This window comes from Herpetosiphon giganteus (assembly GCF_016907925.1).
In the GTDB taxonomy this organism is placed as follows: Bacteria; Chloroflexota; Chloroflexia; order Chloroflexales; family Herpetosiphonaceae; genus Herpetosiphon; species Herpetosiphon giganteus.
In genome coordinates this window covers 218,702-237,090 of record NZ_JAFBCZ010000006.1, presented here as the reverse complement: position 1 = coordinate 237,090, position 18,389 = coordinate 218,702, and the positions used below count along the sequence as shown (strand labels likewise).

The following is an 18,389-nucleotide window of genomic DNA, read 5'->3' as shown; positions in this document are numbered from 1 at the left end:
AGCTCTGGCTTAATAGTCTCAGTGCCAACCATACGCCAAAGGGTTAATCCTTGGATGCTAACCTTTTGGGGGGATATTTGGCATATCACATCCCTAAGTACTAGTCTTGGTTGGGTTCCCGACATGTGCTAGTGTATTGGCTCAGCCTTACCAAAAGGATTACTACTAATCGATCAAATCAGGCAATTTTTCTCATCAGTTGCGGTTTGATCGATCACACAGGGGGTGCAGAGAGGCTCACCCGCAGTAACAGCAATTAAACGCCTAAAACCACAAACGGCTCGCAAAATGGAGCCGCTTGTGGGAGAGAAGAGAGAGGAGAAGGTTTGACATGACTATAGCAAAATCAGCACCATTTGTCAAGTGTTGAATCTCTTTATTGTTAGCAGGAAGCTACGCCATAGATTCAGCCAATGCATGCGGCGAGCGACTCCAAACCACGTGCAGCAATTCGGCGCAATTTAATTGAGTTCAAGCCTTTAGTGTAATCCAGCTTGGCTGAAATTGCACGCTAGCCCACGGTTGTATGGTATTATCGAATGCCACATCCTACTAAAACACTACGCTCATTACCACCAGCGATCATGTGGGTTAGGAGCAACTACTATGTCCTTCGGAAGTGTTTTTATCGCCATGGAAGAATCCATGAGCCATCAATTAGTTGATCGGGCATTAGTGGAAATTCCAGGCTATCGCAAAATTCCGCTGACGAAACAGCAATTAACCCAACGGGTGCTGATTACTGTCCACGCCTTTGGCTTAGATTTGGATGAACCAGAGCCACATTTTTACCGCACCCACCTCGAAGAAGGTGCCTATCAACGCGCCATGCAAGGCTTGCCAATCGACGATTTTGAGCAATTAGTTTTGCTTTGGCATCAACGTGGCGTTGAGATGTTGATGGAGAAATTCGATCAGCCAAGCGATAAGCTTGCCCTGTTGCGCCAAGCACTAAAAGTCATTCAATCGGGGCTGGCTGGTTTATATCGCGGCTACGATCGAGCACGAATTGGCCAACTTGACCGCCAACAAGCAATTTTGAGCGAACTGGCCTTGCCAATTATTCCCGTCTACAAACACATTTTGGCAGTTCCGCTGATTGGGGTCATTGATAGCAGCCGTGCTCAGCAGATGATCGAGCGCCTGCTTGAAGAGATTACCAATCTCAAGGCCCAGATGGTTATTCTCGATCTGACTGGCGTGCCATTGATTGATACTGGCGTGGCACATCATCTGCTTAAAACAGTTAATGCAGCCAGATTGCTTGGTGCGCAAGTGATTATTGTGGGGATTCGCAGCGAAATTGCCCAAACCATGGTGCATTTGGGCATCGATTTGAGCGAAATTATCACCCGCGCCAATCTCCAAGCAGGCCTAGAATATGCGCTGGCTTGCAGTGGCTTTGCAATTCGGTCTTTATAGCCAATCATGCAGGAAACACACGTATGGGCGACCACATGCCTGATCCCGATCAAAATGCAGCATTGAACGCACTCGCCGAACGTGAACGCGAACTAATTAAGCATTTTATCGAACACCCAACGATTAGCAAAAATACCAATCATCAATTTGAGCAAGCCCAAAGCTTTGGCGATCGGGTTGCCGATAAGGTTGCGTCCTTTGGCGGCTCATGGCCTTTTTTAATTGGCTTCTCGGCAGCCTTATTGGCTTGGATGCTAATCAACGGGCTTTTTCTGGCCAAGCCATTTGATCCCTATCCGTTTATTTTGCTTAACTTGGTGTTATCGAGCGTCGCGGCGCTGCAAGCCCCAATTATTATGATGTCGCAAAGCAGGCAGGCGGCCAAAGATCGGCTTGATGCAACCCATGATTACGAAATTAACCTCAAGGCCGAATTGGAAATTCAACGTCTGCATAATAAAATCGATGATTTACGCGACGCGCAATGGCGCGAACTGGTGCAATTACAACAGGAGCAAATTCAGTTGCTCAACCAAATTTTGCGCAAGCGCACTGAATAAGCGGGCTACTCGTTAACTTTCCGGTTATGTTGGCTTGCCATACTGCTACTATCAAGCCTAAAAGGCCACAGTTGAACCCTAGGAGCAAGCAGATGGACGCAACACTCAGAAAATCGCAACGCCAAGGGAATCTTTTGTTGGTTGGTCTGTGTATGCTTTTATTATCAATTGGCCTGCACTTAGGCCATCAATTGGCCTATGCAGCTCCCAACCATTTCAATCAAGCCTATTCAGCAGTACAATGTCATTATTTATGCAAAATAATCACGAGTGAGTAAATATTAATTATTAATAAATATTAATATCTATTTTAAAATACATTTCCCTGTCTGTTGCCACGCTGCATAGCAAAATAATAAAATTAATTGTTTGTTGCACATTTCTGCCTGTTAACTTCAGTACTTTCCGCTCAAATGTCAATTAACCATTCGGCACGTCCCAAACAATGACTAGGCCAAAGCCTAGTCTCTTTTGGTTTTCTCAAGGATAAAAGTACTTGACTAGAAGTACTAAATATCTCCTTACAGAAGTACGACAAAACGTGAACGTTTTGAGCGATTGTATTAACTGCATTGTTAATAAAGAATAAAGATCCTAAATTACTTAATTGGTTCGGTGAGCAGCAGCATTACAATCGTACACCGTAACTCGCGAACCTTCAGCGATTGCGCGAGGTTTGTATGTCAGACACCACGATCCGTTTCCCACAAAAGTTCCAAGGCATCTTCCAACGTTCTCAAGCCAGCTTCGCTCCGCACTTGCAAGGCGCGCGGCGTTTGCTCAACCAGCTCAATATCCCAGCTCCTTTGCAACATGTTTGGGATTATGTGGTCGTGGATAATCCACAGCCATCGTTTATTTTGCTGCCCTTGCTCTATTTGAGTTTGGCTGAGCAATTAGGCGGCATTACGCCAGCCCATCAACGCGCATTACCAGTGATTATGTTAACCATGGAAGCAGTGGCGGTGATGGATGATACAGTTGATATTGCCAGTCGACGTTCGGAACGGGCAACAGTTCCAGCGCGTTTTGGCGTAACTCAGGCTACGCCAATTGCCACCATCCTCACCGCCACCGTTGCTGAATTAGCAGTTCAAATCGACCCGCGCTTGGTTCAGCCAACCATGAACTTTTTGCGTGAATTAGGTGCGCTGCAAATTTGGGAAGTTGAGCATAGCTACCCTGAGCAAACAGATTGGGACGAATGGATGCACCATCGTTATCGTCAAGGCCAAATTGCGACCGAATTTGCGCTCAATTTGGCGCTAATGTACCATCGCCAACCGTTCTTTCCTACAACTCCAGCCTATTTCTTTGCCCAAATAATGCAAGATATTGATGATGTGGTGGGCCTTTTAGAACAACGAGCTCAATTTGGCGAAGGATGCGATCTCCAGCGCGGTCGGGTTATTGCTCCGCTTGCTGATGCGTGTGATAATAATCTCCAGTTAGCAAGCTTTATTAACCAGCTTTGGCGCAAAAAACAAGCCTTGTTAAACGATACCCACCAGCCAACGCTCCAGCAACTTAACCAGCATGTGCTTGAAGCAGGATTAGCCACAACCCTTGATCGCTTGAACCAGATTGCGATAGCGTGCGAAGAACAAACGCCGCCAGCCTTGCAATCGTGGATGCGTGACGTGATTTGCACATTTATGGCGCGCCTCAGTGGTATTGGCCTTGCCCAAACCCAAGTAGCCTAAGCAGCATGGCCTAACCACTGATCGCCAACAATCGGTAGCCACAGCTATCAGTGGAGCAATCATGAAGGATGTATGGGGCAACCTATTCCGATCATGGCTTAACGTCTATCAACGCATTGGCCAAGAACTTGATCCATTGCCGTGGGTTACATGGTTAATTGCCTGTTTTAGCGTTGGCGTGGGCAGTTTGGGGCTAGCTGGCCTCGATCACAATACCTCAAAGAGCTTAATTTGGATCGATTTTAGCCTGGCGCTGTATCTGTTTTGGCTTGGTTGGTTGGTCTATCGCCGCCCACAGTTGGCTTGGCCACGCTGGTTAATCGTGCTCAGCATGACCTCAACCTGTTTAATTGCGCTGAGTATTGTTGAGCTAGAAAGCGCAGCGGTTATCTTAATCACCGTGCCGATCTTGCTGACAATTATTACAACTGGGCGTTTATGGCCAATCTTCAGCTATCCGCTTTTTCTGGTGATCGCCAGCATCTTGCATCCAGCAGGCTGGAGTTTAATCAATCCAGCGGTGATTGTCTTCAACTTGCTTTTATTTTTAACGATGTGGCAATTGCGCAGCTCGGCTAGCCGTGCCACTCAAATTCAGGTGCAGGCCGAAGCCCAGCTGGAACAAGAACAACAAGCACGCCAATTTATTCGCTTTTTTCAGCACGAACTGCGCGGCTATAGCAGCGGCCTAGAAGGCTTGGTGCCAATGTTCGAGCGCTTTTTGGCCAATGCGCCCCAGCAGAATGCAGGCATTAGCAGCAGCGAAGCCTTGGCAGCATTACAAACCACAACCCACCAGCTTAAGCAATTAACCAGCCAATTATTAATCTTGACCCGCGAAGGCGTGTTGCAACCACAACAACTGCAAACGCTGAATGTAGCCGAGCTGTTGCATAAAATCGTCAATGAAGTGCGCACTGCCCATCAGTTTGATCAAAACTATTTGCAGCTAGCGGGCTGCAACCAAACGCCCATCTTGATCAAAGGCAATGATTTGTTTCTGAGCTTGGCGTTGCGCACGATTATTCAAAATTCCATCGAAGCCAGCCTGATCAGCGAGCAGCAAATTAAACTTGAATGCAGCGTTAAGCAGGCGATGGTGATTATTACGATTAGCGACCATGGCACAGGCTACCCCAAAGAACTGCTGCAACGCCTCGCCAGCAATCAAATTCCGGCGGTGCTTGGCTGGAGCGGCAAGCTCGGCGGCAACGGCTTGGGCTTAGCATTAATTATGCAAGTTGCACGCTTACATCAAGGCTCGGTCAGCTTTGAAAATCACGCCCATGGCGGCGCATGTACGAGCCTCGCCCTGCCATGCATTCAAGCAATTAACGATGACGTAGCCCATGGCACAGGCAAACCAACGCTCGTCCAGCCAGCGCCATGCAAACGTTGCTGATACATCCATTCGATCGCTTGGGCAACGTCGCGTTGGTCTAAATGCTTGCTAATAAACCCATCGAAGCCGACCGAACGAAACAGCGAATCAACATCTTCATAGGCGCTCCAGCCAAGCAGCAAGGCTTCGTGGTGTAAGGCTGGGTGCAAGCTGCGGCTGGTGCGCAGGCGATAAATAATGTGCAGCGGCGTGCGCCCAACCATCGCATAATCGACCACCATCAAACGAATACTTTGCGGCGGGTACAAGCCTAATTGGCGTTCGAGATCGCCCACCGAACCTACCCGATCGCAACTATAACTAAGGTTGCGTAATAAGCTTAGTTGTTGGTCGGCAATCGCTGCTTGCAAGCCCAAGGCTGCGGCTGGCTGATCGTCAACAATTACCACATACGGTTGATTTGGCAGTTGCATTTTGGGTTCCTTTCAGAGCTTTTTTATCAGCGTTGCAAGGTCAATCCATGCTTTTCAAGCACGATACGTAGCTACGATGTGGGTTGTTCGCTTGATTATACTGTGATTCAATTACAAAAACTACCATCAATAGTCTGAACCTTCAAACTGGCTGAAAACGCCCAAACGCTGGCAATGCAAGGCTTTGAGGCTGAGCCAAAACTCAGTCGCAAAACCGATGTTTGCGCGCCTGCAAGGCCTATAATCAATAATCACAATTGCAGCCTTGTAGAAGGGTCGTTATGAGCAGTGAAAATCCAGTTTATCCAGTCGTGACGGGCCAACAGATTTATTTTGCGACCCTGCGCCATGAGCATTTGCCGCTGTATGTGCGGTGGTTTAGCGACCTTGGCATGACCGCCAATTTGGGTGCAATCGGCTTTGCAGCCACGCTTGAAGATGAAGAAGCCTGGTATCAACAAGCTTCGAAGCAAAATGCCGAACGGCTTACCTTCGCAATTCATATCAAAGAAACCCACCAGCCGATTGGTAATATTAGTTTGTTTGAAATTAATCATCGCCGGCAAAGCGCAGCGCTGGGCATTATGATTGGCGAATCAAACCAACGCAGCAAAGGCTATGGCACCGAGGCTGTGCGCTTGATCGCCGAATATGGCTTTTTCTTCCTCAATTTATACAATATCAAGCTTTGGTATTACGGCTACAATGCGCGGGCTGGCCGCGCCTACGAACGAGCTGGCTTTCGCGAGGTCGGTCGGGTACGCGGCGCAATTCCCTTGGGCAATCAACGCTACGACGAAATTTTGATGGATATTGTGCGCGATGACATTGATCTGAGTGCCATGAGCATGCTCGTGCCTGGAGCAAACCATGGCTAAATTGTGGCAGCCCCAATCTGAGGCGCTCTATCATCTCAGCGAAGATGCCACGATTAGTCAATTTACGCCACGTCCGCATCCGCGCCAAGCTGAACATCCAGATTTAGTTTGGGCAATCCAAGGCAGTCATGTGGTCAACTATTTGTTGCCACGTGATTGCCCACGAATCTGTATTCGCTGCGATCAGCACACCAGCGCAGCCGATCAAGCCCGCTTCTTCGGGCTGAGCACTGCCGCCACAATTATTGCAGTTGAGCAGGCTTGGCTCGAACGGATTCGGGCAACCACACTGTATGCCTATCAATTTTCACAGGCTTATTTTGAGCAATCCGATGCGGCGGCTGGCTATTGGATTAGTTTAAGCACGGTTACACCTCAAGCGTTGCATTCGATTGACGATTTATTGGGGCAACTGGTGGGCTTGGGGGTTGAATTGCGCATTATGCCAAATTTATGGCGCTTGCAGCAGGCGGTAGCGCAATCGACATTGCAATTTTCAATGATTCGTATGCGCAATGCCCAGCCTAGTAGCGAATAGGTCACTATGGGTAGTGTTTCCTCACCCCAGTGGGTGCGCGCGGCATGCTATAATGGGCGCGTTGTCAGCCATAAGGAGCATTCTCAATGATTGACCGTATTGCAGCATTATTAGGCGATGAAGCATCGTCACTCTTAGAACATCAATCGAAAACGATTAGCAAAGATTTGATCCATCAACCAGGGCCAGATTTTGTTGATCGGGTCTGGACGGCCTCAGATCGCAGTATTCCAGTATTGCGCAGCTTGCAAAGCCTCTATGGCACAGGCCGCTTGGCCAACACTGGCTATCTTTCAATTTTGCCAGTCGACCAAGGCATCGAACACTCAGCTGGTGCTTCATTTGCTCCCAACCCTGCCTATTTCGACCCAGAAAATATTGTAAAACTTGGCATCGAAGGTGGCTGTAACGCCGTTGCCTCAACCTTTGGTGTATTGGGCGCAGTTGCCCGTAAATATGCTCACAAGATTCCGTTTGTGGTCAAAATCAACCACAACGAATTTTTGTCATATCCCAACAAGTTCGACCAAATCTTGTTTGGCACGATCAAAGAAGCTCACGAAATGGGCGCGGTAGCAGTTGGCGCAACGATCTACTTTGGCTCAGCAGAATCGGGCCGCCAAATTGTTGAAGTTGCTCAAGCCTTCAAAATGGCCCATGAATTGGGCATGGCCACAATTTTGTGGTGCTACTTGCGCAACAACGCCTTCAAAAACGACACCACCGACTTCCACGTTTCAGCAGACTTGACCGGCCAAGCCAACCACTTGGGTGTAACGCTCGAAGCCGACATTATCAAGCAAAAATTGCCTGAAAACAACGGCGGCTACAATGCAGTTACCTCAAAAGACAACCCATATGGCAAAACCGACAAGCGCATCTATAGCGAATTGACTAGCGATCACCCAATCGATTTGGTGCGCTATCAAGTTGCCAACTGCTATATGGGCCGCGCTAGCTTGATCAACTCAGGTGGTGCATCGAGCGGCGAAAGCGATACCGCTGAAGCAGTGCGCACCGCCGTCATCAACAAGCGTGGTGGTGGCGCAGGCTTGATCTCAGGCCGCAAAGCCTTCCAACGCCCAATCGCCGAAGGTGCAGCCTTGTTGCAAGCCATCCAAGATGTGTACTTGTGCGAAGACGTTACCATCGCCTAAGCCACGTCGAATCAGCCAAATCGAGCGAGTGCATAGCCACGCTATGCGCTCGTTTTTCAATGGAGCACACTTTATGGCATCGTATGATTATCGCATCCGGCGCGGCGTTGACCCGATTAGTTGGCAGCGGTTCGAGGAAATAACTCGCCAACTAGCCATGCAAATTGCCCCATGGGGACCAGAATTGATCTTGGGGATTGCGCGCGGCGGCTTATTTCCAGCGACCTTGCTTTCCTACGCCTTGCGCCGCGAACTCTACCCAATTCGCTTAACCAGGCGCTTTGAAGATCAAGTTGTGCGCCGCGATCCATCGTGGTTGGTCAAGCCACCAGCAAAAGTGCGCAATCGGCGGGTGCTGATTGTCGATGAGATGGCTGATTCGGGCCAAACGCTGTTGGTTGCAGGCTTGGTTGTGCGCGATATGGGTGCTGCTGATGTCAAAACTGCTGCCTTGTATGCGCATACGTGGGCTAGCCCACGGCCCGATTATGTTGGCCTACTCTCCGATCAACTAATTATGAACCCATGGGATAGCGAAATTTTGCAGGATGGGCACTTTGTGCAACACCCTGAATATACAGCGGCAATTCGCGCCCAAGATGATGATGAGCAAGCGCCTGATTCGCAGTGAAACTATAGCAAAGTAGGACTGTTGCACTATAGGCAAATGCAACAAAATCTACTACATTGCAGCATAATCGTTAACTTTTTTAAGGACACGCATCTATGCGGGCATTGGTTGTTAGTAGTTTAAGCATTTGCTTTACGATGCTGCTGGTGGTTGCGCTGTTAACTGCGCAATCGTTGGCTGGGGTAGAGCAAGCCCAAGCACAGACGATTGAGGCACACCAAGCCGCTCAGACATTCACGCTTCGCCTTCACTATACAGCGGCCAACGTCGCGTTTTATCAAATCATTGATCATGGAGCTAGCGGCATTCAGGCAGCCGCCACAAGCCAACCACTTGAAATTCCCAGCTATCTTTTGGGGCCATACCAACTGACGATGCAACGCTAAGCGTTGGCAATTCAACCCTCAATTGATTATGAAAACTGGCTGCTTCTGGCATTATTGGAAGCAGCCACTATATTGCCAAGTTCAAGCTTGCAAGCGCTCAAAATAGGCCTGCATTGCCTCGTTGTGCAACGGAAACGCCAATACTTGCGGGCGATCGATCACAACTAATTCTTCGGTTTCGCTGCGATCAAAATTAGTTGGAACCGCGGCACGACTAATCGGCTCGGCCAAACCAAAAATCAAAATCATGCCATCGGGTGTGCTGCGCGTCCACCAATCGCGAATGCTTTGCACCGCAAGCTGAATATTGGTTTCCTCGAATACCTCACGCACACCTGCTGCCTGCCAACTCTCATCGAAATTGACAAAGCCACCAGGCAAGGCTAATTGGCCTTTGCGCGGCTCGATTGCACGCCGCACCGTCAACAAGCCGCCATCAACGGGCACTAAAATAACGCTGACCGGAATTGGGTTGCGATAGGTTGAATTGCCACAAACGCTACATTTGCGCGGAAAGCCTTGCGGCTCATCGAACGCTGCCCCACACCAATGACAATGCTGAAATGCTGGCATGCAAAATCCCTCATCAGATAGTTATGCTTGGGCTAGCTTAAACGAGCCACCCTAAAAAAACAACAGCGTATCGCCATTGATACGCTGTCCAATCGCCCATCGTGTTCTATGCTTCATTACAATAAGGCTGCTCCATGGTCAACCAAAATCGACTGAATGCGCCCACGGGCGGTAGCGGGATCGTGAAGTTGGGCAACAGGCACTTCTAACCGAAAATGACAGCCATCACGAACATGTTCATCTGGATGCCAATAGATCCTAGTAATATTGAGGCTGGTGCGAATGCTCCGCATTGCTCGCCATAAAACCGGGACGGTCGCTTCCACTGGTACTACAATAAAGGCACTCGAATCAACGGCCATGCCGAACCTCCTTTGGGTAGAATCACCCATGTGGTATAGGACAGATGTTTTGGCGATTGTAACGACGCAGTGTAGCAAGCTTTGCCCAAGATTTCAAGCCCTTTGATCCTAGATTAGGGTGATCTATAGGTAGTACTTTCTCACCTCTTGGTAGTATAGCTATATATCCAGCTTCATCAAGCCTAATTTTTACTCAATTTCGCTTATGCTCATTCATTACTCGAACACATGATCAACTGATCGGCAAAATCATCTGGTTGCTGGGATTGATCGAGGCCTAAGCGCCAAATTTCTTGCACACATTGCCAGCCTTGCGCTTGATAGAAGCGTTTGGCGCGATGATTGCTCGCAGTTACATACAACTGGATGCGCTGATACCCTTGCTTGCTTGCCCATGCTTGGGCTAGCTTAAGCAAGCTTTGCGCCACGCCTTGGCTACGATACTCTTGCTCAACATACAATGCCAGTAACTCGGCCCAACGTCGGCGTTTAAATAAGGCTGAATCTTGTTGACCAGTGACGATCAATAGGCCAATTGGCACGCTGCCATGCCATGCCAGCATCGTTATGCCACTTGTATCCAGCACTTGGTTGACTAAAAAATCATGTAAGAGTTCATGCCAGTCTTCGGCTAAGCCAAAGTAGGGATCAAGCAATGTGTTATAGTGGTGTAAGGCTTCAAACAAGTGGGCAACTGCCCATTCTTCATCTGCCTGTGCCGGGCGAATTTCAAAATCAATCTTCATAGTGGGTACGATATCCTTTATGCCTGCAAATAATCGTCATTGATTCTACTGAGTTCATCCAGCATGTGGATGGTGCAGCATTCAGCACAAAATAGGCCATTCCAGATTGGAATGACCTATCAGTATACCAGCAACGACGCTTTTTAGCGGCTCCCAAAACTCCAAATCGTTCCATCCCAGCCATAAGTCGTACCATCTAAGGCTGGGCAGGTATGGCCAAGATACTGATCGAGCGTGGTTTGCCAAAAAGCAAGGCCCGCCGAATTACTGGCCATGCAGCGAATTTCCCACGTCGCCGGAAAACGATCAAACAAGAGCCATGCGGTTTGGCGTGCAGCACCTTGACGACGAGCAGTTGGCTCAACGTAAAATTCAGCAATCGCCAAGCTGGTTTGGGGCAACAAGGCATAGCGATTCAACAGCACAAAGCCAATTCGCTGCTCAGCTTGCACAATCCACAATGGCACGCGCTCAGGATCTTCCCAGTAGCTCGCCAAATAGGGATACGCTGGGCCTGAGGTCGGATCAAGTTCAGCCAGATATTCGGCGAGCAACGCTGCTAAGTCGGCTTGGTGCTCGACCAAAATTGGCCGCAGTTGAATGGGTTGCATAGCTTAAGCCACGCACGCTTGAACTTCAGCGGCAACCTGCGGCGGGTCGCTCATGGTGATGCTGATCGTTGGCGTGCGATGCCAGTTGGCACAATCGCGCAGCATCACAGCCAAATCGTCGTACAAAGCTGCGCTGGGCGTGATGTTTGGCTCCAAATGCAAGGCATGGACGCGAAAAATTCCTGCGCTGCGTTCAGCCTTGGCATCAATCCGCCCAATCACCTGATCCTTCCAGAGAATTGGCAAGGTGAAGTAGCCATAACGCCGCTTGGGTGCTGGCGTATAGCATTCAATTTTATAATCAAATTGCCAAAAATCCATGGTGCGCTGGCGATCCCAAATCAGGTTATCAAACGGCGAAAGCATGGTGGTGAGGCTGGGCGTGGGCGTTTGCTCCAGCAAATGACGTTGTTCATGGTGGATATAGGCTGGCGCGCTCCAGCCTTCGACCTTGACCTCGATTGCTTTGCCTGTTGCGGCCCATGTTTGCAGACGTTCTTTGATGCCTGGGCGCTTTTGGCGAAAGTAATCGGGCAGATGGCGCTCGGTGGCAATGCCCATTGCGCGCAAGCCGCGCTCGCTGAGCTGCTCGGCTGCATCCTCGAAGCTTGGTGTGTCGCGATCATCCCAGTTTGGCATAACCCGCTCGGTCAATTCATAGACGCGCTGGAATTTTTCGCGACGGATAATCATCAACTCGCCCATACTCCACAACAAGTCGAGCGCCGATTTGGCAGGCTTCCAATTCCACCAGCCGCCGCCGGCGTGATCAACAGGCGCTTCAAAATGCGCCGAGCGCAACGGGCCACGCTCACGAATCGTCGCAAGTACGAGATCAACAACCGCTTTATGTTCTTCGAGCCACTGCCGCGCCTTGGGCCAGCCATGGGTGGTATAGCGCAACATCGCCGGACGCAGCAACGGAAATAATTCGATTGGCAAAAATGAGGCCGCATGCGCCCAATATTCAAATAATTGGCCCGCCGGAAACTGCAATTGATCAAACCAATCTGGATCATAATTGCCCAAACGGCTCCAGAGCACAAAGTAGGGCGCACGCGCCACAACATTGATGGTATCGATTTGGACAATTTGCATGCGCTTGATGGTTTCGTGCAAGGTTGCGTGATCAACAACATTTGGACGGCGATCTAAGCCTTGGGCAGCAATCGCAATTGCGCGGGCTTGATCAAGCGAGATGGTGGGTGTCATGAATGATCCTTAATCCAAGCGCCAACAGCCGCAGTTTTTAGGTGCAACTGTTGGCAACAAGCAACTGATTATTCGGCTTTCAAGCTAGCAAGGTCGATCACAAAGCGATATTTAACATCACTTTTGAGCATACGGTCGTAGGCTTGGTCGATCTGTTGCACGCCAATCAGCTCAATATCGGCCAAAATATTATGTTCGGCGCAAAAATCAAGCATCGCTTGGGTTTCGGCGATGCCACCAATCAACGAGCCAGATAACTGACGGCGGCGAAAAATCAGGTTAGGATAATTTGGAGTTGGGTGAGGATTCTCGGGCACGCCCACGAGGCAGAGCGTCCCATCGCGTTTCAAGAGGCTCAAATAATCATCGAGATTATGTGAAGCTGAAACGGTGTTGAGGATAAAATCAAAGCTATTACGTTGGCTGCGCATTGCAGCTGGATCTTTGGAGATAACTACCGATGCGCCCAAGCGCTCGGCATCGGCTGCTTTATGGGCCGAAGTGGTGAAGAGCACAACTTCAGCGCCCATAGCTTTGGCAATTTTGACCCCGATATGACCAAGGCCGCCTAAGCCAACTACGCCAACTTTCTGGCCTGGCTGCACATTCCAATGGCGCAATGGCGAGTAGGTGGTGATGCCAGCGCAGAGCAATGGCGCAACCCGCGCCAAATCCAAATGCTCGGCGATGCGCAGCACAAAATTCTCAGTAACCACAATTTGGCTTGAATAGCCGCCATAGGTCACGCCGCCGGTGTGCGCATCGGGGCTATTGTAGGTATAAGTGGTTTTGGGGCAAAATTGCTCTTGCTGATCGTGGCAATCGGCACATTGGCCACATGAATCGACCATACAGCCTACGCCAACCGAATCGCCAACCTGAAATTTGCGTACCTCAGAGCCAACAGCCACCACGCGGCCAACAATTTCGTGGCCAGGCACAATTGGGTAGACAGTGCCATCCCATTCGCTACGCGCTTGATGCAAATCGGAATGGCAAATGCCACAATATAAAATCTCAATTTGAACATCAGTGGGCGTTAGATCGCGGCGCTCGAATTCGAAGGGGGCAAACGGGGCATCGTGGTTAAATGCAGCATAGGCTTGAGTCGTTAGCATGGGCTTCCTCCTACAACAAAACATATGTGCAGTTTACCCAAAAAACGCCGATTGTGCATCTGGCCTAAGGATGAAGGATGAGGGATGAAAGGTTAAGTCAGAAATCAAAAGTCAAAAGTCAAAATGAGAACAAAGAATGTGGGGAACAGGGGTCGGGGATTGGGGATCAGGCTATAGGCTCTTGGCTATGGGCTTTTGGGACTATAAATCTAAGCCAATCTGTGGAATCTGTGGCGAAAAAACATTCTTTGTTTGCTTCGTGGATCAGTCTCTTAACGCAGAGGCGCAGAGAGTGATGGGCTATTGGCTGAAGGCTTTGGGCTATCGGAACACCTATTGGCATTTGCAATGAATTCCAATAGCCAAACGCTCATAGCCTAGAGCCACATTACCTTCGTGTCCTTCGTGCTCTTCGTGGATCGATCTTCGCGTGCTTCGTGGTTTCGACCCCCAACAACCAATCCCCAATTCTCACTTTTGCAGCCACAAAATCGTAATATCATCGACGGGCGGGCGCTCAGCCATAAAATTGCTAATTTGCTTGAATAAATGTTCGTGGTATGGTTCGATTGCTGGCCAATGTCTATAGCCAGCCAACATCGTTGTGAGCAACTCAAAGCCGAGCATTTGGTTAGCGGGATTACGCGCTTCGACCACGCCATCGCTGACAAAAACCACGTGATCATCAGGCTTGAGCTGAATGCTTGCTTCTTGATAGCGAACATCGTGGCGCGAGCCGATTGGCAAGCCAACAACCTCAATTTCAGTCAGATTGCCAGCACGGAGCAAATAGGGCATAACCATGCCAGCATTGGCAATCTGCAAGCTTGCAGAAGCTTGATCATAGACCGCATACATTACCGCCGCATTCATACGATTAGCTTTGAGCCGTTCGATCAACAACGTATTGAGGGTTTGCAGCAAAACAGCTGGTGAACTTCCTTCGCGGGCACGTTCTTCCAAGGTGCTTGAAACTAGCGCCATCATCAGGGCTGCGCCAACGCCCTTGCCCGAAATGTCGCCAATCGCCATGCCAACCCGACCATTACCAAGATCGACAAAGCTATAGAAATCGCCGCCAACTTCTGCTGAAGGCAACGAATAGGCATTGGCACGCAACAGATCTGGGTTCCACGGCGGAAGCTGCGAGAGCAAGCCAATTTGAATATCGTGGGCCAATTTAAGCCCTTGCTGCAAATAATCGTTCTTCTCTTGAAGTTGATCAGTCAGTTGCACCAATTGTTGATAGGCTAGGCGCAATTCGTTGGTGCGCAACGCAACTTGGTCTTCAAGTTGCTCGCGGTTGGCGCGCAGCTGCTTGGTCATCCGGGTAAAACTACGAATCAACAAGCCCAATTCATCATCACGTGCGGGCAAATCTGCTTGTTGCAAATTGCCCTCAGCAACTTGAACCGCAGCCTCGGTTAATTGAGCCACAGGCACAACGACTTGCCGCATCAAGGCAAAAACTGCCAACAGCGCCAAGCCCTCTAAAACCAGGCCAATTGTAAAAATCACAATACTCAGCTCGCGGGCAGGAGCAAAGGCCTCAGCTTGGCTAACTTCGCTCAACAAAATCAAATCGCGGCCTTCGAGCCAATGGTAGACACCAACCACCGCCTCGCCAGCGTAATTTTGATATTTGGCAACCCCGTTTTGGCGCGCCAGCGCTTGCTGAATGCCATATGAATCGACGACGATTGGCATGCCAGGCCGGCCAAAGCGTTTGCTTGAAACAAAGCGTTGCTTACTATCGACCAAATAGGTTTCGCTGCTGCGGCCTAAACCAACTCGTTGAACCAAAATATCATCAAGCCGCGATAAATTAACGTTCGCAGCCAAAATTGCATACACATTGTTATCACGGTCAAAGAGCGGGCTAGCAATCGTCATCGTGGGAATATCTGCATCGTTGGGGTAGATATTTTCAATATATAAGCCAAATTGGGCGACATTAGTATATTGAAGATCAGTAATAATCGTGCCTTCGTGAAGTGGATCGGTTGAGAAAATAACTCGCCCAACTTGATTGAGCACAAAAATTTCGTCGAATTTGGTCTGATTTTTCACGACCGAGCGCAGGTAGGTCGAAAGCGTATCGTAGGCGCTGTTGGCTTCGGGGCTGACCAGTTTGGCGTTAGCAAGCATACTCGCGTTGCTGCGCACCAAAGGCAAGCCCGCCAACAATTGCACCTCTTTGCGCTGATCATCGACCCAGCGCTCGATTTCTTGCTCTTTGAGCGAGGTTGCAATGCTCAGCCGTTCAATCACCGATTGCTCGATCACCCGGCGGCCAAGCCAATAGGCCGTCAAGCCTAAAAGGCTTACAGCGAGGGTGGCTACCAAACAAAACATTGCCACTAAGCGGGCAACTAAGCTACGTTTAATTAAGCGCCGCACCATAAACCTCGCGCACCAGAGCTAGCTTGCGCATCGGCCCCATTGTAGCAGTAAATAGAGTTTAGGGGTCAAGGGTTAGGGATTGGGCCAAGAAGAACAGAGAACATAGCGAAAGGATGAAGGATGAATTATGAGGGAGGAAAGAACGTTGGTAGTCAATAATTGTTCCGATAGCCCAAGGCCTATAGCCCTGAGCCTCGTTCCTCTTCGCGCTCTTCGCGGTTTCACGCTTCGTGCTTTTCGCCCCGATAGCCAAAAGCCTATAGCCTATAATGGCGCAAAGGCTCAAATCGCACTACAATACTGCCATGACAACACACGATTTAAAACATCTCTACATTCATATACCATTTTGCCAAACCCGCTGTGCCTATTGCGATTTCAACACCTTTGCCAATCGCGAAGATTTTATGCAGCGCTATGTTGATGCCCTCTGCTTGCACCTCGAACGCATGGCCAGCGGCGAAACCAGCGTTGACCCAACGTGGCCGAAAACAGCAACCCAAGCAATTCCTTGGGCCAAATATGAGCTACATGATCTCACGGGGCCGTTACAACAGGCCGATTTGCCAGCCACCGTATTTTTGGGCGGCGGCACGCCAACCGCATTGCCCTTGCCCTTGCTTGAACAACTGATGCAAACCGTTGGCCGAATTATTCCGCTTGAGCAAGCAGAAGTTACTAGCGAGGCCAACCCAGGCACGGTGCTTGATCATGAGTATTTGCGGGCGATGCGTTCGATGGGCATCAATCGCTTAAGCATGGGTGTCCAAACCTTGCACGACCCAACCTTGCGCATATTGGGCCGAATTCATACCGCCAGCGAGGCCTTTGCTTCGTATCAGGCAGCGCGTAACGTTGGCTTTGAGAATATCAATCTTGATTTTATGTTTGGCTTGCCGGGCCAAGATATTGGCCAATGGCGATCGATGCTCAAAGAAATTGTGAGCTGGGATACCGAACATTTTGCGCTGTATTCGCTAATTGTCGAGCCAAGCACGCCACTAGCAGCTCAAGTGACCGCTGGCCGCGTGAGCATCCCCAACGATGATGCAACTGGCGAAATGTATGAGGCGGCGATGGAGATTTTGGGTGCAGCAGGCTATGGCCATTATGAGATTTCTAATTGGGCCAAAACCAAAAGCCCACAGTTCAATCCAAGCGAACGCTTGCCAGCCTATGCCTCGCGCCATAACGTCGCCTATTGGCTCAACGCCGATTACTTGGGCGTTGGTGCTGGTGCCCATAGCCATTGGCGCGGCTGGCGCTGGGTTGATCAACGGGTGTTGGAGCCATTCGCCCAACAGGTTGAACGCGGCCAAGCACCGTTGGTTGATGCCCAAGCATGCGAGCCAACCGACCGCGATTTTGAAACGATTATGATGGGCTTGCGGCTGAATTGTGGCTTAGGCTTTGCCCATTTTCAGCAACGCACTGGCCACGATTTGCTTGAGCAGTATCAACCAGTGATTGATAAACTAGTGGAGCAAGGCATGCTCGAACAAACCACACATGCGATTCGCTTTACGCCACGCGGGCGCATGGTCGGCAATCAAGTCATCGAACGCTTTTTGGTCGATTAAGAACATAGAGCAAAGAACATAGAACATAGGGATGAGGGAATTAATTGATCCACGAAGGACACGAAGCGCACGAAGGACACGCAGTAAGGCTATAGGCTATGGGCTAGTGGCTAGCGGAGATTGGTTTGAAATACCAACAACTGTTCCGATAGCCACTAGCCCATCGTCCAATCTTTCATCCCCTCATAATTTATCCTTCTTACGTTCTTCGCTCTGCGCCGCTGCGTTAAGCAATTGGTCCACGAAGGACACAAAGAGTACGAATGTTGGGTTCTGAGTTCGATAGGATTTGAACGCAATTCAGACATTCAGCAAATACAACTTCGCGTCCGTCGCACTCTTCGCGGTTAACATTTTCATCCTTTCTTCTGACTTCTGACTTCTGACTTCTGACTTCTGACTTTTGACTTTTGACTTTTGCTTTCATCCTTCATACTTTCTTTTGACTTTAACTCAGGGTTGCCCGTATAATCGCGGCTGCAATTTACAACTTGTTTGTGGTGCGTTGCTGTCCCGGATGACACAAACGCGCAATGGGGGAAGCCAGTCCAAGTCTGGCGCTGTCCCGCAACGGTAGGAAGCCTTGCTTCAAGCCCGATAACCCGCCACAAACTCATCGACACTCCAACATTTCCCTCGCGGATCAGGGAAGGAGTTGCTAGGCCCTGCTGGGTTTAGTGCCTCTTTTCCTCTT

Annotated in this window: 18 protein-coding genes and 1 riboswitch; of the genes, 10 read left to right on the top strand and 8 right to left on the bottom strand. The window is 49.7% G+C overall.

What is annotated here, in order from left to right; genetic code table 11:
- Positions 1-606: 606 nt before the first annotated feature.
- From JOD20_RS07880 to JOD20_RS07865, 4 genes are all read left to right on the top strand, one after another.
- The gene (locus JOD20_RS07880) at positions 607-1,422 is read left to right on the top strand and encodes an STAS domain-containing protein (protein WP_204754741.1); all 816 of its coding nucleotides are present in this window, start codon (positions 607-609) and stop codon (positions 1,420-1,422) included.
- A gap of 23 nt (positions 1,423-1,445) precedes the next feature.
- Positions 1,446-1,982 carry a DUF1003 domain-containing protein gene (locus JOD20_RS07875; protein ID WP_204754740.1) on the top strand — a complete coding sequence of 179 codons (537 nt, stop codon included), beginning with the start codon at positions 1,446-1,448 and terminating at the stop codon, positions 1,980-1,982.
- Between the two features lie 680 nt (positions 1,983-2,662).
- On the top strand, positions 2,663-3,685 hold the full coding sequence (locus JOD20_RS07870) for a polyprenyl synthetase family protein (protein WP_204754739.1): 1,023 nt from the start codon (positions 2,663-2,665) through the stop codon (positions 3,683-3,685).
- A 61-nt stretch (positions 3,686-3,746) separates the two neighbouring features.
- Positions 3,747-5,087, top strand: a complete 1,341-nt coding sequence (locus JOD20_RS07865; protein ID WP_204754738.1) for a sensor histidine kinase — start codon at positions 3,747-3,749, stop codon at positions 5,085-5,087.
- Here the strand turns inward: JOD20_RS07865 and JOD20_RS07860 are convergent.
- Positions 5,009-5,500 carry a response regulator transcription factor gene (locus JOD20_RS07860; protein WP_204754737.1) on the bottom strand — a complete coding sequence of 164 codons (492 nt, stop codon included), beginning with the start codon at positions 5,498-5,500 and terminating at the stop codon, positions 5,009-5,011. The genes JOD20_RS07865 and JOD20_RS07860 overlap by 79 nt on opposite strands.
- A gap of 281 nt (positions 5,501-5,781) precedes the next feature.
- On the opposite strand from JOD20_RS07860, the gene JOD20_RS07855 reads away from it, so the two are divergent.
- The 5 genes from JOD20_RS07855 to JOD20_RS07835 all read left to right on the top strand — a co-directional run bounded on the left by JOD20_RS07855 (position 5,782) and on the right by JOD20_RS07835 (position 9,090).
- On the top strand, positions 5,782-6,378 hold the full coding sequence (locus tag JOD20_RS07855; RefSeq protein WP_204754736.1) for a GNAT family N-acetyltransferase: 597 nt from the start codon (positions 5,782-5,784) through the stop codon (positions 6,376-6,378).
- Positions 6,371-6,916 carry a DUF6886 family protein gene (locus tag JOD20_RS07850; RefSeq protein ID WP_204754735.1) on the top strand — a complete coding sequence of 182 codons (546 nt, stop codon included), beginning with the start codon at positions 6,371-6,373 and terminating at the stop codon, positions 6,914-6,916. The genes JOD20_RS07855 and JOD20_RS07850 overlap by 8 nt, the downstream gene beginning before the upstream one ends.
- 86 nt (positions 6,917-7,002) lie before the next feature.
- Positions 7,003-8,073 carry a class I fructose-bisphosphate aldolase gene (locus JOD20_RS07845; protein WP_204754734.1) on the top strand — a complete coding sequence of 357 codons (1,071 nt, stop codon included), beginning with the start codon at positions 7,003-7,005 and terminating at the stop codon, positions 8,071-8,073.
- A gap of 73 nt (positions 8,074-8,146) precedes the next feature.
- A complete protein-coding gene (locus tag JOD20_RS07840) occupies positions 8,147-8,704 on the top strand; it encodes a phosphoribosyltransferase (protein ID WP_204754733.1) in 558 nt (185 codons plus the stop codon).
- A 95-nt stretch (positions 8,705-8,799) separates the two neighbouring features.
- The gene (locus JOD20_RS07835; protein ID WP_204754732.1) at positions 8,800-9,090 is read left to right on the top strand and encodes a hypothetical protein; all 291 of its coding nucleotides are present in this window, start codon (positions 8,800-8,802) and stop codon (positions 9,088-9,090) included.
- Between the two features lie 81 nt (positions 9,091-9,171).
- Here the strand turns inward: JOD20_RS07835 and JOD20_RS07830 are convergent, their stop codons facing one another.
- From JOD20_RS07830 to JOD20_RS07800, 7 genes are all read right to left on the bottom strand, one after another.
- On the bottom strand, positions 9,172-9,663 hold the full coding sequence (locus JOD20_RS07830; protein ID WP_204754731.1) for an NUDIX domain-containing protein: 492 nt from the start codon (positions 9,661-9,663) through the stop codon (positions 9,172-9,174).
- Positions 9,664-9,779: 116 nt separating this feature from the next.
- Complete coding sequence (locus tag JOD20_RS07825) at positions 9,780-10,025, bottom strand: hypothetical protein (protein ID WP_054533563.1); 246 nt, start codon at positions 10,023-10,025, stop codon at positions 9,780-9,782.
- Positions 10,026-10,234: 209 nt separating this feature from the next.
- On the bottom strand, positions 10,235-10,771 hold the full coding sequence (locus JOD20_RS07820) for a GNAT family N-acetyltransferase (RefSeq protein ID WP_204754730.1): 537 nt from the start codon (positions 10,769-10,771) through the stop codon (positions 10,235-10,237).
- A 143-nt stretch (positions 10,772-10,914) separates the two neighbouring features.
- Entirely contained in the window at positions 10,915-11,382 is a 468-nt protein-coding gene (locus tag JOD20_RS07815) for a GNAT family N-acetyltransferase (protein WP_204754729.1), read from the bottom strand.
- A 3-nt stretch (positions 11,383-11,385) separates the two neighbouring features.
- Positions 11,386-12,594: a winged helix-turn-helix domain-containing protein gene (locus JOD20_RS07810; protein WP_204754728.1), complete on the bottom strand. Its 1,209-nt coding sequence runs from the start codon at positions 12,592-12,594 to the stop codon at positions 11,386-11,388.
- Between the two features lie 68 nt (positions 12,595-12,662).
- Positions 12,663-13,712, bottom strand: a complete 1,050-nt coding sequence (locus tag JOD20_RS07805; protein ID WP_204754727.1) for an NAD(P)-dependent alcohol dehydrogenase — start codon at positions 13,710-13,712, stop codon at positions 12,663-12,665.
- Positions 13,713-14,183: 471 nt separating this feature from the next.
- Complete coding sequence (locus tag JOD20_RS07800; RefSeq protein WP_204754726.1) at positions 14,184-16,115, bottom strand: SpoIIE family protein phosphatase; 1,932 nt, start codon at positions 16,113-16,115, stop codon at positions 14,184-14,186.
- 305 nt (positions 16,116-16,420) lie between these two features.
- Between JOD20_RS07800 and hemW the strand changes: the two genes are divergently transcribed.
- Complete coding sequence (gene hemW, locus JOD20_RS07795; protein WP_204754725.1) at positions 16,421-17,695, top strand: radical SAM family heme chaperone HemW; 1,275 nt, start codon at positions 16,421-16,423, stop codon at positions 17,693-17,695.
- Positions 17,696-18,176: 481 nt separating this feature from the next.
- A riboswitch (cobalamin riboswitch) is annotated at positions 18,177-18,319 on the top strand.
- Positions 18,320-18,389 lie beyond the last annotated feature (70 nt).